Origin of the sequence: Nostoc sp. (assembly GCF_036916985.1) — a bacterium.
GTDB lineage: Bacteria > Cyanobacteriota > Cyanobacteriia > Cyanobacteriales > Nostocaceae > Nostoc.
This window is the reverse complement of sequence record NZ_JBALFD010000089.1, coordinates 73019-89957: the sequence shown is the minus strand read 5'-3', so window position 1 is coordinate 89957 and position 16939 is coordinate 73019. Positions and strand designations below refer to the sequence as shown.

The window sequence follows — 16939 nt, the reverse complement described above, 5'->3', positions numbered from 1 at the left end:
TTTGAAGAAGTAATCAGAAATTCTTTTATTTTCTTCTTTACTCAGTAATCCCCTAGTGCGGCACTTTACGTGAAGTTGCGATCGCTGTCAAAAGACAAACCGTCAAACTTGATGTTCACTCTAGGAAAGAAAAAGTAAGAAAGCCTGGATGTCAACACTCGTATAATTCCAATACACAATCGTAAGTTTTAAACCACAATAAAATATATGCCGTATATAATTATACTTCCTGTAGTGTATAATTTTGATATATAAAGTAGCATCTACTTAAAAAAGTCTGTCCATTGGTTCGATTAGTACTTTAACAATATTCACAAACTTCTCTAACTAGATAATTTTCAACTAAACACGAGGATGAAAAATATGTTTTTTAACAATAAAGTGTATAAAGCAAATGATGTTTATGGTATAAGTCGTGACCTCCCTTTAAACTATGTAAAGAGGCAAGAAGTTGATCAAAAACTTATTGAAAATTTAGACAAAAGTAGACACATTGTTATATATGGTAGCTCCAAGCAGGGGAAAACATCTTTAAAAAAGAGTTGCCTTAAATCTGATGAATATATTAATATTCAATGTCTTAATCATTGGAAATTAACAGATATACATCTTGCTATTCTGAAACAAGCAGGCTACCAAACTACTCAATCTGTTAGACAAACTGCTTCTGGCAAGCAAAAGGTTGCAGCTTCTTTTGAAGGATTAGTAAATTTTTTCGGACTTGCTGGAAGTAAAGGAACAATTTCAACTGACACAGAACAACAAAAAACTACTGAGACTTTATTAGAAAATTTTGATGTTGATCCAGAAGATGTAAATGATATTATTGCTTGTTTGAATGCAATCAAATTTCAAAAGTATATTGTTTTAGAAGATTTTCATTATCTTGATATAGATATTCAAAGACACTTTGCAGTTGTATTAAAAGCATTTCATGAAGCATCTAAGTTTTGTTTCATAATTATAGGTGTTTGGTTAGAAGAGAATAGGTTAATTGTACATAATGGCGACTTGACTGGACGTGTAATTGCTATAGATGCTGACAAATGGACTCATAGAGAATTAATGCAAGTAATTGATGAGGGAGCTAAATTATTAAATATTAGTTTTACCGAACATTTTAAAACGACTGTTATAAAAGAATCATACGAGAGTGTTTATATAGTTCAAGAAGTTTGTTCTCAAGCGTGTCATCAAGAACAAGTAAAAGAAACCCAAAGCCAATTCCGTACCATTGGTGGTAGCTTGCTTGTGCATCATCTAATCAAATCTGTTGTTAATCAGCAAAATGGGCGATATATGTCTTTTATAAATCAATTTTCTGAAGGATTTCAAGATACACAGCTTGAGATGTATAAATGGATTCTTTATCCTATTCTTTCACTAAAATTAAAGGAGTTACAGCAGGGACTTACTTATGCACGAATACGTGAGGAACTTCAATCGCGTCATCCACAAGGAAAAAACCTTAATCCGGGGAATTTAACTCAAGCTTTAAAATCGACATCTTCACTTCAAGTTAAAAAAGGTATTAAACCAATAATAATTGATTACGATCAGACAAATAGACGATTAAATGTGGTAGACAGAGGTTTTTTAATTTGGCTTGCCAATCAAAATATACCAGAACTATTAGCAACAGTTGAATATAATTAGAAAATTTAACGCGATGTGCGACTTAATATTGCGTAACAAGTTCATCGAATTAAAGAGGATCAGAGTTATAGCAATTAAGCCAGAACTAGCTGTAACCATCTGCTTATTATTTCTGCTAGGCAATACCCAGTCTCAGCCAGAGTTACAATGGACGCCACAAATGGAAGCAGAATTTCAGCAGCGTTCCCAAGCCGCAATTACTCAACTCGCAGGTAAACACTATGGAAATACAGCCTTCGAGAATGAGAAGAGATCCTATCCCAGAGCGATGATTGACATTCTTGCAGGTAATCGAGAAAAAGCGATCGCATTTCTGCAATCAGAAGACGCAGATGCAGATAGAAATGCTCACACCTTAGGAATTGACTTTTATTCTGGTTTTACCCTCAAAGGTCAAGTCCGCAAATACTTCTATTTTGGCAAATATCTTGACCCAAAATATCGCCAGCGCATGAAGGAAGCAATGGGGATTTTGACTCAAAAAGACCCGCTCACACGCACCTTTCTCGAACCTCGCAAATTTTGGGAACAGTCAACCGATAATTGCAATACTTGGGTAGACTGCCGCAATACTGATAATTTAAAAGCAATGCGAGAAGTTGCCGTCTATTTGTTTGCTGAAGAAACTGGGAACGAAGAGACACGCAAAATATATAAAGAACGCATCCGCCGCAATGTTCGCACTCTCTACCAAATTGGACAAGGAGAATGGGATTCAGAAAACTACTTGGGACACGCTGTTACGACTTATGTAAATCTTTATGACTTTGCTCAAGATCGAGAAGTCAAGTCACTTGCTAAATCTGCACTCGATTGGTTTTTTACTTCCGGTGCGCTGAAGTATTGGCGGGGTGGATTTGGTGGGCCAAGTAAGCGCGATTATAATCAGGGGAATTGTGTTTGGTGTTCCCTCGCTACCCATGAATTAGGGTTGTACTTTGGTGATTCACCCTTAGCAGATCCTAAACCGGACTCCGATGAAGTCCACCTATTGACTAGCAGCTACCGTCCTCCGATAGCTGTTGTGGCTTTAGCGCGTAAGCAATTCAAAAAACCTGTGGAACTGCTAAATTCTAAACCAACTTACGAAAACTGGAAACCCGGTGGAGATAAAGCACCTCAGTTTCACGAAACCCTCTATTTTGGTAATTCTTTTCAGCTTGGCACATTAGCTCAAGGTTCCGGTGGAGACTGGAATGGCTTTAAGTTGATGGCATTTAATCAAAAACGCGGTGTTGATTACTTTATTGTATCAACAGGAATAGACCCCACTAAGATGTCTACTTCTTCTATTGGTGGTGATAACATTGCCCAGTATCGCAATTTGCTTATCTGGCTCAATGATAAACCTAAAGCGCCATTTCAATTTTTCTTGCCCAAGTCTGCCAAGTTAGAAACTCACAATAGTGTAACTTTTATCAAGTATGAAAAAACATGGCTGGCGTTGACACCAATTAATTTGCTCCTAGAGGGAATTAACACAACAGCAACCCAGAAAATTCACTCAAGATATCCCGATGACCAAATTCTGACTGCGGTGGGTACTGGGAAAACAGTAGCCGGATTTGCTCTAGAAGTCGGTGAACAAGAAACCTACGGTAGTTGGGAACAGTTCCAGCAGTCGATAGTAAATAAGTCGCTCTTAAACCTCAAGCAGGTTAATCGGGGAGTGGTTGAGTATCAAGGAGTTTTTGGTCAGGTAAAACTCCAATATCAGAGTTCTGGTTTACCAAAAGTTTGGCGCAATGGACAGTACCACAACTGGCAAAAGCATTTTGCTGTTTACCAAAGTACTGATGGTAATAAAATCCCCATTGATCAGGCATGGAAGGAAGGTAAGCTTAGAGTTGAGGCGGGTGGGTATCAGTTCCAAAGTCAAAGCAAATAATATAAGAGTAGCCTTTTCAAGGTGACTCGTAAAATCTCTTTTTTCCTATTTGTGTATTAAGAGAAATACAATGTTCGCTTAAGATGTTAAATCTGACAGGCTTAATGGTAGTAAGACTGTGAATATTGTCCAATCTGCAATATTGCTAACTTCTATCGTGCCTTGGAGGCATTCTACAAGCTTCTTAACTAATGTCAAGCCCAATCCTGTACCGCCAATTTTCCAGAAATTGTTGTAAGGAATTCGATAAAATGGCTCGAATATTTGAGATTGCTCTTTTTTAGGAATTATTACGCCAGAGTTGCTAACTGTAATTTCAAATAAGGGCACTTGAGAATTAATTTTCATACCAGATTGTTCATCTTTATTGATTACACTTTTTGTAATATAGATCATCTGGACAGTTAATCTAATCTCTTCATCAGGAGGAGAATATTTGCAGGCATTGTTGAGTAATTCGGAGATAATTTTGGTAACAGCTTCTAAGTCTGAAACCATAGGTGGTAAATTGTGGGGGATACTAACCTGGAAAATCTGTTGCTGAGATTGAGCAAGTTCTCGAAAATATAAGGTTAGATGAGGAAGCCAGTCTTGAAGTTGAAATGAAGTTAATTCTAATTGATATGCATCTGTGTCAATCATTTGCAGAGACAGCAAAGTGTTCACCGAATCTAGCCCTTCTTCACACTGTTGATGCAGAATAGTTACGTAGCCAGCTACAGATTCAAATGGAGAAAGTAGCTCTGAATTTAAAATGCCCTCTCGCTCCAGAAGATTTTCTAACACCGAAATTGTCATTTTCATGTTCAATAAAGGCATTCGCATTTCATTAGAGGCGGTTGCTAGAAAATTATTTTTCAATCGATTTATCCGTTGAGATTGTGATAATTGCTCACGTCGATAGCGATTGAGTGCTGTTTGAATAGCAACATAAAGTTGTTGTTCTTTGAAAGGTTTGAGGATGTAACCAAAAGCAAATGTCATGTTAGCCCGTTCCACAGTGCTTTTGTCAGAATGTCCGGTAATATAGATAACAGGGATTTGAAAACGATTCCAGATTAGTTCCGCCGCCTGAATACCGTCCATTTCACCCCGCAATTGCATATCCATCAAAACCAAGTTTGGCAGTAGTTCTCCAGCTTTCTCAATTGCCGTTTCTGCCGAATCGATAATATCTAAAACAGTGTATCCCAGCAATTCTAAAATTTCTTGTAAATTTATAGACAGGATATACTCATCTTCAACAATTAGAATCCGAACTTCTTCTGTTGTCTGTGTGTTTGGTAAAATGCTGGTCACGTTCATAAACTACTTTTTATAAAAGAAATTTTGAGACATCTACAAGTAATAAGAGACTATTTATAAAGTAAATCTTAAGTAGTGGCATAGCAAGGTTAAAATGTTGTAAAAAAAAATTGTAGGTTGGGGAGCCATTGCGTTGCGCGGGCTCCCCGCGTTGTAGCAAGTGGTGTTGGAGGCTTTACGTAACTCAACATCTTGATATATGGGACTCATATCTGATTTTTGAACAATATTTCAGATAAAGCCCTTATAAAACAGGCTTTTCAGTCTTAGGACGTTTTCAGAAATAAAATCGGAGTCCTATATGTTGGGTTGCGTTCTGCTCCACTCAACCTACGTCTTATGATTGTGGGGTGAGTATCTTACCCGCCCTGATAATGCAAGTTGTATACGTAACAGCTTAATTTAGATGAAAAGTGTGTTATGGAAGAGAATCTACACCGCTGTCTAGTAAAATAGCTTGCAAGATTCCTTACCTCACCTTGGTAAAGGAAAGTTCAATAAAAATAATCTTAAAATAATCTGATAAAATAATGCGAGAGAATAATAACTGAAATTTTGCTTGGCTCAACCTAGCGTATGCAAGATTTTGAAAGTAATCTCAGGTAATATTAGGCGCTGATGGCTTGTTGTTCAGATTCAACTAACTGATTATTAGGTACATCAAATCTAATAGTGCTGGCTGCCCAGTCTTTGAAATCGGGTGCTAACCAGACTAGCTTAGACAAAATTTCATCATTTACCCATAATACCAAGGGGAAGCGAAACTGTTTCCGAAACTCATCTCGCATGATATTGGTACTGATGATTAGTTGGTTTATTGCCACTACAGATTCTAAACCCCTGACCATCAAAGCATCGGGTTGAGTAGCACCAATTTCAGTTGTAATCGCTGTGTACAGTTTGTCAGCCGTAGGTGAGAGCAAAATTTCGTGGATATCTGCTGATGAAAATTCTGTTAACAAATTCAGCACTTGCTCTTGTCTTTGAACGCAGTTACAACATGCTAATAACAGTGAAAACTCTCCACCAGAAACCATCATTGCCCTTGCCAGCCTCTTAGTGGCTGCTATGCTGCTAACTGTGCTGTTTTCCGAATTACTTAAGCTAATCATTGCAAAATCCTGCTTTTGATTTTAAAACTAGTTGAGCTATATTCAGTGATTCTACCCTATTAATTTTTATTCAAAAGTGTTAAATGGGTAAGTTTTGATGACTTTTTCTCTGTAATACTAAGCATTATATAACGAACAATCATTTGGTGTATTATCTCATTTTTACAATTAAGGGAGAATGTAAAGGTAGTATCAACACAATATCTGTCAAAGGGGGCAGGCGAAAAATTAGCAATTGAATTATTACTGTATTCTCATAGATTTTCGCATCTGCCAGTGATTAAGTAATTTTTTCTTAATATATAGTTAAAAAAATACTCAGTAAAAGTTTAACAGTAAAGATTAGGAAGTGGGAAAAAACCTATAGAAATTTTCAATTGCGTTCCTACTTTGACATGGGGTTTCTCCGCTTTTCCTTTCTCCTGTAGTATTTCTAATCCCCCTGGTCCCTGCTCCCAGCAAGAACTGCCTAAATGAAGCAAGGTATCTCACAAAATCGCATCGCTCCCGGACAGATATTGAGAGTGGAGTAATGAAATGGTATCAGCCCAAGATGCAAAATTTTAGCTCATTACAGCTAATTCATCCGTTTGATAGAACTTTAACGTGAGTTCGACGAACCTCTCCCTGCCTTGAACTAAAGTTCAAGTCTGTCCCTCTCCGAGTCGGAGAGGGACGGTTTTGCGTAGTAAAACCTTCTTAGAGGTTTTTTGATTGAGCAAATTGGGTAGATATTATATGAGCAATCGAATTCACGTAACTTTAGATTGAAGATGTTGCTCCATCAGTCATTAGACATCTCCAGAAATTAAAGATGCGTTACCCAGAACCCTTGTAGAGACGTAGCACTGCTACGTCTTTACATTCTTTTTCGGAGATGTCTATTAGTCATTGGTGCTACTAAGGAGGCGGAGCCTCAACGACGAGCATTCCCAGTCGGAGACTGGGAACGAGGCATAGAGACGTTGCATTGCAACGTCTCTGAACATTATGCCTTAACCCAAGCGGATTGATTTACAGGACTGGTGGCTGATTTATGTTTACCTTTCCGCCGTAAACCTACACTCACAGCACTTCAGGCTATTATACAATATAGTTTTCTCCTTGCCCCTCTCCTATCATCGCTTTCAGCTTTTAGGATGTACCTCATAGCTGCTGGAAGTGCTGTAAGGTTGCAAAAGTTAATGCACCCAATGCAAAATTAGGTTCGGGAACACTCGTCGCAGTCGCAATAGTAGACTTACAGCAGTTTTCATGTATTTGAACCACTCTTATTGTAGAAGCGTAAGGCTTTGCACTCCTACCGCGTGGTCTATTTACCTGAAAATAGCTGTAAGATCCGCCAAACTCAGTTAAAAGCAATTGGTAGCTAAACAAACCGTCTGAATCACCAATAAATTGCAGAGGTGCTGAAAATTTCAGCACATAGGACTGTCTTAGTCAAAGTAACTAATTAGCGATCGCCAGTACTGTAAATACTAGCGATCGTGTTTGTTATGGTTAGTGTCTTATACTACCTCTACCTACCTCCACCTTCTGCGATCCTTCAACGATTTGGTAAAGTTTGTGTTCAAATTTCTGCATACATGCCGACCAATCAAAGTCAAGTATAGAGGGGCGAGCATGTCTAGTCATGTCTGCTTTCAAATCAGGATTTTCCAGAATCGCAATTACCTTTTGGGCGAAATCTGTGGGGTTGTTAGGTTGGGCAAGAAAGCCGTTATGACCGGGAAATACCTGTTCTGAGGTTGACGGTGCAACAACCGCAACTAGAGGGGTTCCAGATGCTAATGCCTCGTTATTTGTAGTGCAGAAGTTCTCAGTGACAGAGGGGTTGACAAAAATATCTGCTCTGGCAAACCAACCTAAAAGTTCTGTACCATGAGACTCACCCCATATAGTAATACTCGATCCAAACTTTTTCGCACGTTCACGGATCTCTTCATCTAGCGGGCCACTACCAACAATTACCAGATGGACATCAGGAATTTTGGCAGCGATGACTGGAAATATATCAAGCAGTTGGCTGACATTCTTTTCGGGTGTGATGCGTCCGACAAACAAAAGAGTTGGTCGGTTATCATTAGGAATTGGGTCGTAACAGATATTTCGCGGGTGAAATTTTTCGCAATCGATGCCTTGATAAGCGACGTATTCGGCGCGTTGGCATTTCAGTTCTTCGTATTTAGTCAGTTGTTCTTTAGAAGAGAAGTAATTAAAGTCATAAGACTCACTAAATTGCTTGACTAAAATGGGAATGAGCGGACGAACCAAATTGAAGAAGCGATCTCCAAAGTAATATTTGATATATGCGACGATATCTGTATGGAAGAGTGATATTATGGGCGTGCCTGTTCGTTTTGCGTATTCAGTGCCAATTGGGCGACCATAGCCTTGCAAGAAAAATGAATATAAACCTCTCATTTGTGCGGCTTCTTCAACCACAATAATATCGGGTTTGAATTTCTCCAGCAACTTGGTATCACTCCAATGCCGATAGCTCAATGGTTGAGGAAGAGACTTGTAGAATACTAGTGGTTGTGTGGGGAATGCGTAAGCAGAGAAATTAGGGAAAGACTGAATTTCCTCTAAACCTGGCATGGGGCGATCGCCGACATTTTTGGGGTAGCGATCGTTGATTTGCGGATGGATTAGAAAAACCTCATGTCCCTGTTCTAGCAACCAACGAACCCGTTGGTGAACTGCAACAGAAACTCCAGTCAAGAAAGGAGCGTACAACCCTGTAAACAATGCAATGCGAAGTTTTTGCTTAGTCATAATAAAGGGGAATATTTCACAAAAATTCTGGTTTGGAACTTAGGATTTACGCAGCAAATGTTTTATGAGTATCCTGATTATTTGGCTCAAAATTCCCCACTAATACAGTTAGACTAAGGATTCACGCATTGTCAAATGGCCGAAATTATCGATTTGAAGCGGATGTTTATAAACCTGGATTGAAAATATCAAAACATCCAAAATACTAAGTCAAAATTCCCCTTAATATATTTATCTAAACCCTTGTCATTAATGCAAATATTTTTGTTAATCAACAAGAAAAAGCGTGTATTTTGACAAGGGTTATAGCTAATATAGTTCTACTAAATATAAGATAATATAATTTGAAGACTAGGGAATGTTTAGTGTAATAACTTTCATACCCTAGTTCATATCTAGCGATTAAATTCAAAGAGAAACTTTGCTATCAATTGGTTGATCTAACCATTGATAAGGGCGATATTCCACTAGGCTGACATTCCAGGGCCCTTGAACGCGATAGCTGACACCACGCCAGGTGACTGTTGAAACCCACAGGGATGATAGCATCGCTAACCCATAAACCCACTGTGTTAAGGGAATCCCAATTAACATTCTGATAATTGTAGCAGCTGATAATTTTGCGTAGACGTGCAACAGGTTGCCCATAGGCATCGCTTGGTCATTAGAACGAACCACTCGCTGTATCTCTAATTCCAGCACCAGCATTACCAATAGTAATCCGACAGTATAGACCCCATAGCAAACTAACAACAAAACCGCAGCTTCCCACTTTGCCTCTAACAACGACTCTAGAACTAAAATGATTAGTAAAGTTGGAAACAAAATGCTAGAAACAGCTTCACTAACAAGAGCTAACCAACGTGGGTGATAGAGTCGAGAATAAAGGATAAGGCGTTTGAGATAGTCTACTAAGTTGAATAAATCAGTCTCTTCACGATTTACAATCAGCAGCGAAGGTACAAACTTTACCTGAAAACCATGTTTTTTCAGGATATCGTGCATCATAAAATCTTCGCCTAAAGCTTGTCCCCACTTATCTAGGAGTCCTGTTTGGCGAAGCACTTCAGTTTTCACAGCCAAAGTTCCACCCCAAGGAATCTGGAAGATAAACATTTGCACTACTGTAGATACATTGCCGACGTAGCGCACTAAAGAACCCCAATATCTACCTGTCGGTACATACCAACGATTACCTGTTGTCGCCCCGACTTTAGGATCGCCTAGAGGACTGACTAATTCTCGCAGCCAATTCAGATGAACTATAGTATCAGCATCGACTAAGGCAACCACCTTGTAGGAGTCGTCTAACTCACGGACAGCTTGGATTAAAGAACTGCATTTGAGACTACAACTGTTGCGGACTATTCTCAAAGGGCTGATTTGAACGTTGGTTGCTTCTTGTTCTGTGATAGTTTCACTAGCAATTTTCCAGGCAGGATCTTCGTGACTATCAACGATTAACTTTAAATCATACTGTGGATAGTTTTGATTTAGGAGCGATCGCAAACATCTAGGCAAAAACGGATCTGCACCGCGTAAGCAAAGAATCACTGCTGTTTTGGGCAACTGGTCATCTGGTAATAAGTTTTTTTTAGATGACCGCAGATACCATATAAAGACAAGCGTTAAACACACCTGAATAACCAGCCAACCCATCAAAGACTTAGACAGAAATATTGCCAAATCTTCCATTAAATTTTTAATCTCCGACAGAATGAGGCATTGTGGATTGGGGATTAGAGATTAGGGATTAGGGATTAGGGATTGGGGATTAGAGATTAGGAATCAGAAATATCTTCTAGAAAGCCAGTCACCAGTCCCCAGTCCCCAGCCCCAATTCCTTTACGAATCAAGCGAATATTTCATGATGATGTTAACTGTTGTATTTTTGTTTACAACAAAACTGGCATCACGAAACTTTGGTGTACCTGTTTGTATGGACACAGTTGGATTTTTGGAAATTCCAAAACCTTCTGTGGGAATACCAAAAAAGTCTTTATTGAGTTTGCGATCGCCATTTTGATCGTCAACTACGGCAACAGCATAAGTTCCAGGCTTCAAACCGGAGAATTCTTTTTTTACAGAAGTGCCAGTAATCTTAACGCAACCACTTTGAGATCCACTAGAGTTACTCATCGGAAATCCTTTTTCACTTGCGTAAACTCTGAAGCAAATCTCACCTTTTTGGTGATGTATTCCATTTACTACAACACTTAGGGTTGCAGTTGGCTCTGCATTCACTGTTTTAGCAAAGCTGATGCTCACTAAAGCAACAAGTAAAACATGAGATAATTGAGATAGTTTCAGCATAATTTTGTAGTTGCAATAAATTATTTCGATTCGTTTAAAATGTGACTTGCTGTTGTTTAATTGATACTGGCTGCCAACCTTTTCCAAGTCCTTGCAGCACCTTGAGAATATCTTTCAGCAAAAGATATTCTGTTCCTTTTAATTGCTGATGTAGACTTCTATGACAACACAGCCGCTCATTCAAACTCAGGGAACTACGCCAAATAGAGAGTATATACTCCCAGATGATTCTCCAATGTGGCAATAAAGTTTTCCCTTTATTTGCTGAATCAAACCACACTGCATACCCATAAAAATCCGGCAGAATATTCAATGAAGATTTTCTATTTTTCTTTCCTAAGAATAAATAATTAGGAAAGAACATACTCATTGATTGTTGTGGATGACTTCTGGCAAAAAACAGGTATTCAGGGATTTCATAGAATCTACCAAGAATACCAAGTCTTAACAAGAGAATTCCATCTGCATTACCGTAACCACCCATCTGTGGTATCTTTCTCAAGGCACTAGCGCGAATTACTCCATAACATTGATAACATAAATGCTTCGTCAGCAATTCGTGAAAACGCTCGTGTGGTTTTAGTGCATCTGCCTTGAGTTTGATATCGTAGTTTTGGAGAAAATTCCCCTGTTCATCAATGAAGTATACTTGGGAATGACACAAGATTATCGTTGAATCTTGGTCAAGCACCTCAATACACTTCTCGATAAAATCTGGAGAATGTAGGTCATCATAAGCTGCCCATTTAAAGTACTCACCCGAAGACAATTCAAAAACGCGATTGAAGTTACGCGCGCAACCAATATTTGTATCATTACGGTAGTAACAAATACGTTGGTCTTGTTCGGCATAAGCTCTACAAATTTCCTCTGTTTTATCTGTAGAAGCATTATCTGAAATAATTAGCTCAAAATCTTCAAAAGTCTGAGCCAAGAGTGAATCTATGGCTTCTTTGATAAATTTTTCACCATTATATACAGGTAATCCGATGCTCAATCGTGGCTGATTGCTACTCATATAAAACAAGTATTCGGAAAATGGTGGATTATTTTATGCTTAATTACAGCGAATTTTTAGGTAGATGCAATGTAATAGTTTGGAATTCAGAATCCAGAAGTCAGAATAATTTGTGGTGTCCAGATTCCCGACTTCTTAAATAAGTCGGGAATCTAATTTTTAAGTTACAATCCAACAATGATTTAAAAAATCTGTGAACTATTTCACCAAGCTTTGAATATCTGTTTTTTGCAGCCATTCATGTGTTAGCTGCATTCCTGATTCTAAGTCAATTTTTGGTTTATAATTTAACAGATTTTGGGCTTTGACAATAGAACAAGCGTAAGGACGAGTCATAAAATCTATAGACTCTGGTAAGATATCAACTTTTTTCCGAAAAAGTTTTTGCCCTTGAACACGTAGCTTGAGAAACAACTTAATTTCATCCTTCGGTAATGAAAGGGGTGCTTGTAACCCTTCCATTGCTGCTAAACGCATGAAATACTCTTTCCAAGAAGTTTCTTGCCCGTCGGTGATATTAAATATTTCACCGTAGGTTTCTTTTTCCATCGCCAGAAAGATGCCATCAATCAGGTTATCTATATATACATGATTGATTACTCCTTTACCATCATTGGCACAGGCAAATAATTTTTGACGCATCATCAGAATTGGTCTGACTATCCAGGGGATACTTCCAGGCCCATAAACATCTCCAGCCCTAATAATAATGATGCCAAAGTCTGAGGGATTATTTAGTTCTAAAACTGCTGTTTCAGCTTCTATTTTCGTTTGACAGTAGGGATTATTATCGCCAGATAGTGGCCCGGATTCTGTAATACCATTAGGATAGTTGAAACCGTAAACCATCACACTGGATAAATGCACAAATGTTTTGACACCAGACTGTTTAGCAGCTTTAGCCATGTTGACAGCACCGCCAACATTGACATCACGAAAATGGCTAATTGCACCAGCTTCTTCGGCAATTTGATCTGTATGTAAAACGATATCTACACCCTGACAAGCTTTTTGAGCGATAGCAGAATCGGAGATGTTACCAATAATTACCTCAACACCTAAATCCTGTAATTGTTTGTTCTTTGCTGTAGAACTTTGTAATCCACGAACTTTCATTCCCTGTGCTATTGCTAACTCTGCTGTACGCAAACCGACAAATTCATCAATTGCAGTAATTAGAAGAGTTTTGTTGTTGAGGTTCATATATTAGTGGGTATGCCAATTTTGGATTTTGGATTTTGGATTTTGGATTAAAATAAAAGCCTAGTAAACTGTAGTGGAGGTTTACTTAGAGTTTTTTATCTTGCTTAGAAAATATCTCCCGGATCTGCGGAGCGGAGTTTGTTGATAGCAAGTGCCCCAGAAGTGATACACATCAAAACTGTTGAAGTTAAAACGAGCAGTGCATTATTATTAGTCATTACTATGGGTAACTTAGTTGCATCTGCTGCAAAACTATACAACAATACAGAAGTAATAAATCCTGGGATGTAACCTAAGATTGCCAAAATTAAAGCTTGCTGAAATACCACATTCAACAAATATCTATTGGCATAACCTATGGCTTTTAAAGTTGCATAAGCAACGAATTGTGTAGCAATATTGCTGTAAAGAATTTGATAAACAATTACTACACCAACAACCGCAGCCATTGTCAACATCAAGTTAAGTATAAAACCAATGGGTGTTCTAACAGCCCAATATTTTTTCTCAAAATCAATGAAGCCCTGACGTGTAAAAATTTGGACATCATTAGGCAAACTTGCTTGCAAATTTTTTAGTACTGTTTCTGCATTAGTGCCAGGTTTGAGGGAAATCAAACCAATATCGATCATATCTGCCGGACGAGTATTGGGATTTATTCTTAAGAAAGTTGAGTCACTGACAAGTAAATTGCCATCTACCCCAAAGGAAGGCCCTAAGGTGAATAAGCCACCAATTCTAACTTTATAGCCAATTAATGAATTGAAGGGAAATATTTCGACTGTTTGTGTAGTATCTCCCGCATTAAATTTTTCAGCTATTGGGCCAAACTCCGGACGAGAACCCCGGTCAAAAAGCATGACATCGGGAATTTTGAGTTTATCTAAATTTTTCTCAACTTCTGGGAGATTTATCACAGGTTTACCTGGATCGAAACCAATAACATATATTGAATATTTCTCACCAGTTGCCGGATTTTTTAGTTTGGCAAATTGCAAATACATCGGGCTAACTGACTCTACGCCATCAAACCCTAAAGATTGGTATAAACGAGTCCGCGAAAAGCTTTGATTTGAGGTCAAAGATTTATATTGCGAACTAACTAAAAATAAATCTCCCTTGAGATTTTGATGTACTGCGGTTGCGCTGGAATAGAGAGCATCTTGAAAACCAAGTTGCACAAACATGAGCAGCACAATAAAACCAATTCCGGCTACAGCTACTAGTAAACGAACTTTTTGCTGGGCTAGCTGTAGCCATGCTAAAGGAATTTTGAAAATCATGGATTTATTTGTTATTTGTCATACCCTGCGGGAAGGCAAAGCGCCTATGTCATTTGTCATTGGTCATTGGTCATTTGTGAATGACTAATAACTAATGCCTAATAGACTAAATATGAATGGCAACATCCACTTGTAAGTTAGTTAAACGAGCTACCTTTTCACTATCTGCGGCATTATCGATGGAGATTTTGACCTCAATTATCCTGCGGTCTGTATCTGAACCAGGGTTAAGGCTGAAGATGCTTTGCTTGTCAACTTGCCAACCAATCACTTTGACAGTTCCTTTTAATGTTCCAGGAAATGCAGTGCTGGTAATGGTGGCTTTTTGTCCTACACGCACTTTTTGAACATCGGTTTGATACACCTCTGCAATCACATACATTTGAGATGTCTTACCTATCTCAGCAAATCCTCTGCTGGTGCTGATGACTTCTCCAGTTTTGGCGTGAATTTTCAAAATTTTGCCATCGATGGGAGATTTGATATAACTTAAATCCAAGTCGGCTTTTGCTTGTTGCACAGAAGTTGTTGCACTGTTGACTTCGGTTTGTGCAACTTGAACATCTACACCACGCACTTCGCTTATACTCTTGAGTTGCGCTTCTGCTTGTTTGCGTTGTTCTTGGTATGTGTCTTGAGTCCGCTTGAGGGTGGCTTGCGCTTCTGTTAGCTGCTGTTGTGTAGTCTTTAGTTGCAAAGCTTTGGTATCTGCTACAGAAGCCGCGATCGCACCTTGTTTATATAATTGCTGATAGCGATTATTCTCAGCTTGAGCGTTGTCTACTTCCGCCTGGATGCGATCGATTGTCGCCTGTTGTGTGGCAATATCCCCTTTATATTGTGGCTCTAACCGGGCAATTACAGCTTTTTGAGCATCGACATCTCCGGTTTTACCTCCAGATTTCACCTGCGCTAATTTCGCTTTGGCAACTTGCAACTGGTCTAAAGCCTGTTGTAATGCGGTTCTAGAACGACCATAATTTTCTAAATAGGCTAATAATTGCCCTGCTTTAACCGTATCTCCTTCTTTCACCAACAGTCTGTCTACTCGTACCCCATTATTAGAAGTAGGAGCAGTCAAAGTAGTAACTTCGCCTTCTGGTTCTAAACGTCCCAAGGCTGTCACCGCAACTTTCGCAGGCGTGGCAGCTTTCGGAGGATTCACTGGCGCTGTCACAACTTTCGGTTTAGACCAATAGGGTGTCAAACTATAGAAAGCGATTAATCCAGCCGCTAAAGTCAGAGAAGCTGCTAAAATTAGTTGCGATCGGCCTACGGGTTTTGTGAATAATCGACTTTCTTTATTTACTGCCATATTTTCATTCCAATTCTGCTTTTGTAGGGGATAACCTGGTTATATTTAGTCGATTACAATAGACTCATCCGCAAATTACCAAGAGGCTTTTCCTCTAGGTTTTCTACCTTAATCAAGTGGATGAATCTAAATTGGTTTTATATGATTTTTGTACGCTTTTACCGCCCAAATTTACTATTGTGGCGTGAAAATTAATGGCGTGTTACTTCAAAGCTTCCTAAGTTATATCCTAATTTGATATCTAGTCCAGTAGCGTAAAATACAATCGCGCTAGCCAGAAAACTTAATTCTCAAAAACAACGAAGCGCTAATAAAAATGAACTCAAAGGTTGGATAAACTTGTTATTAAGTATGGCGTGAAAATTGAGCTTTGTCAACCAATTAAATTCGCATAAGTCCTGATTCTCTTACTAAAATTTTTATCATAGTTGGATTAGAGACTGAAGTATTTACTTATTACTAATTTATTGTCTAGCAATTGAATACTAACCAATAGTTAGTTATTAAGCAGATTTGATATTACTAACAGATTATTATTAACAAGGTTGTGTACTATAAGACATTCTTGTAGCGATTCATAGTAGGGGTAATACCCTGCGAGAAGCCGCTCTGCGTCTATATGAATTGCCAATACTTGAGCTATGAACACTGCAATTGATTGATTGCAGAGCGGGTAGATGGAAACCCTAAGACTTGTTTTCGGTTAACTTTTGACTGGAGACTCATTTCACCCATATTATGTTTAGCAAGTAACATACTAAAAATTAACATTTGCTTTATACATAACTGCTTTACTTCTTGACTTGACTTATATTGAAAAATGACCAATAACTTTAGTTCAATTATGATGTTTCTCTGAGAAAAAATACTTATGGTTATTCAAGTTATCTATGTATTCATTGAATTGTTACTTACTAGACAACAAATTTGTACTGTTGATTTACTCAAGAGAATATTTCTGTCTAACCCATAGATAAGAGAATCTCTGACACATTTTTATAGTTATAAATTATACTTTTCTGCTGATTTTTATTCAAAATTCACATCAGTAAGAGTATCGGGTTATTT

12 protein-coding genes are annotated in these 16939 nt (G+C 38.3%); 2 read left to right on the top strand and 10 right to left on the bottom strand.

Annotation, left to right across the window (positions count from 1 at the left end; all coding sequences use genetic code 11):
* Nucleotides 1-354: 354 nt before the first annotated feature.
* The gene (locus tag V7L07_RS29225) at nucleotides 355-1656 is read left to right on the top strand and encodes a hypothetical protein (RefSeq protein WP_335062691.1); all 1302 of its coding nucleotides are present in this window, start codon (nucleotides 355-357) and stop codon (nucleotides 1654-1656) included.
* Between the two features lie 160 nt (nucleotides 1657-1816).
* A complete protein-coding gene (locus tag V7L07_RS29220) occupies nucleotides 1817-3544 on the top strand; it encodes a hypothetical protein (protein WP_335062712.1) in 1728 nt (575 codons plus the stop codon).
* 78 nt (nucleotides 3545-3622) lie between these two features.
* Here the strand turns inward: V7L07_RS29220 and V7L07_RS29215 are convergent, their stop codons facing one another.
* From V7L07_RS29215 to V7L07_RS29170, 10 genes are all read right to left on the bottom strand, one after another.
* Nucleotides 3623-4849, bottom strand: a complete 1227-nt coding sequence (locus tag V7L07_RS29215; RefSeq protein WP_335062689.1) for a hybrid sensor histidine kinase/response regulator — start codon at nucleotides 4847-4849, stop codon at nucleotides 3623-3625.
* 608 nt (nucleotides 4850-5457) lie between these two features.
* On the bottom strand, nucleotides 5458-5961 hold the full coding sequence (locus V7L07_RS29210) for a hypothetical protein (RefSeq protein ID WP_334778738.1): 504 nt from the start codon (nucleotides 5959-5961) through the stop codon (nucleotides 5458-5460).
* A gap of 1146 nt (nucleotides 5962-7107) precedes the next feature.
* On the bottom strand, nucleotides 7108-7386 hold the full coding sequence (locus tag V7L07_RS29205; protein ID WP_335062688.1) for a hypothetical protein: 279 nt from the start codon (nucleotides 7384-7386) through the stop codon (nucleotides 7108-7110).
* Between the two features lie 75 nt (nucleotides 7387-7461).
* Nucleotides 7462-8739 (bottom strand): glycosyltransferase, encoded by a 1278-nt coding sequence (locus tag V7L07_RS29200; protein ID WP_335062686.1) that lies wholly within the window; start codon nucleotides 8737-8739, stop codon nucleotides 7462-7464.
* 408 nt (nucleotides 8740-9147) lie between these two features.
* Entirely contained in the window at nucleotides 9148-10434 is a 1287-nt protein-coding gene (locus V7L07_RS29195) for a glycosyltransferase (protein ID WP_335062684.1), read from the bottom strand.
* A 150-nt stretch (nucleotides 10435-10584) separates the two neighbouring features.
* Nucleotides 10585-11052: a DUF2141 domain-containing protein gene (locus tag V7L07_RS29190; protein WP_335062683.1), complete on the bottom strand. Its 468-nt coding sequence runs from the start codon at nucleotides 11050-11052 to the stop codon at nucleotides 10585-10587.
* Nucleotides 11053-11086: 34 nt separating this feature from the next.
* On the bottom strand, nucleotides 11087-12070 hold the full coding sequence (locus tag V7L07_RS29185) for a glycosyltransferase family 2 protein (RefSeq protein WP_335062682.1): 984 nt from the start codon (nucleotides 12068-12070) through the stop codon (nucleotides 11087-11089).
* A gap of 198 nt (nucleotides 12071-12268) precedes the next feature.
* Nucleotides 12269-13273: an NAD-dependent epimerase/dehydratase family protein gene (locus tag V7L07_RS29180; protein ID WP_335062680.1), complete on the bottom strand. Its 1005-nt coding sequence runs from the start codon at nucleotides 13271-13273 to the stop codon at nucleotides 12269-12271.
* 104 nt (nucleotides 13274-13377) lie between these two features.
* Entirely contained in the window at nucleotides 13378-14556 is a 1179-nt protein-coding gene (gene devC, locus V7L07_RS29175) for an ABC transporter permease DevC (protein WP_335062679.1), read from the bottom strand.
* 106 nt (nucleotides 14557-14662) lie between these two features.
* Nucleotides 14663-15871, bottom strand: a complete 1209-nt coding sequence (locus V7L07_RS29170; protein ID WP_335062677.1) for an ABC exporter membrane fusion protein — start codon at nucleotides 15869-15871, stop codon at nucleotides 14663-14665.
* Between the last annotated feature and the right edge of the window lie 1068 nt (nucleotides 15872-16939).

Excerpts from the sequence above, each read along its gene's own strand:
- V7L07_RS29225 (WP_335062691.1), top strand. The coding sequence starts at position 355 with ATGAAAAATATGTTTTTTAACAATAAAGTGTATAAAGCAAATGATGTT.
- V7L07_RS29220 (WP_335062712.1), top strand. The coding sequence starts at position 1,817 with ATGGAAGCAGAATTTCAGCAGCGTTCCCAAGCCGCAATTACTCAACTC.
- V7L07_RS29215 (WP_335062689.1), bottom strand. The coding sequence starts at position 4,849 with ATGAACGTGACCAGCATTTTACCAAACACACAGACAACAGAAGAAGTT.
- V7L07_RS29210 (WP_334778738.1), bottom strand. The coding sequence starts at position 5,961 with ATGATTAGCTTAAGTAATTCGGAAAACAGCACAGTTAGCAGCATAGCA.
- V7L07_RS29200 (WP_335062686.1), bottom strand. The coding sequence starts at position 8,739 with ATGACTAAGCAAAAACTTCGCATTGCATTGTTTACAGGGTTGTACGCT.
- V7L07_RS29195 (WP_335062684.1), bottom strand. The coding sequence starts at position 10,434 with ATGGAAGATTTGGCAATATTTCTGTCTAAGTCTTTGATGGGTTGGCTG.
- V7L07_RS29190 (WP_335062683.1), bottom strand. The coding sequence starts at position 11,052 with ATGCTGAAACTATCTCAATTATCTCATGTTTTACTTGTTGCTTTAGTG.
- V7L07_RS29185 (WP_335062682.1), bottom strand. The coding sequence starts at position 12,070 with ATGAGTAGCAATCAGCCACGATTGAGCATCGGATTACCTGTATATAAT.
- V7L07_RS29180 (WP_335062680.1), bottom strand. The coding sequence starts at position 13,273 with ATGAACCTCAACAACAAAACTCTTCTAATTACTGCAATTGATGAATTT.
- devC (WP_335062679.1), bottom strand. The coding sequence starts at position 14,556 with ATGATTTTCAAAATTCCTTTAGCATGGCTACAGCTAGCCCAGCAAAAA.
- V7L07_RS29170 (WP_335062677.1), bottom strand. The coding sequence starts at position 15,871 with ATGGCAGTAAATAAAGAAAGTCGATTATTCACAAAACCCGTAGGCCGA.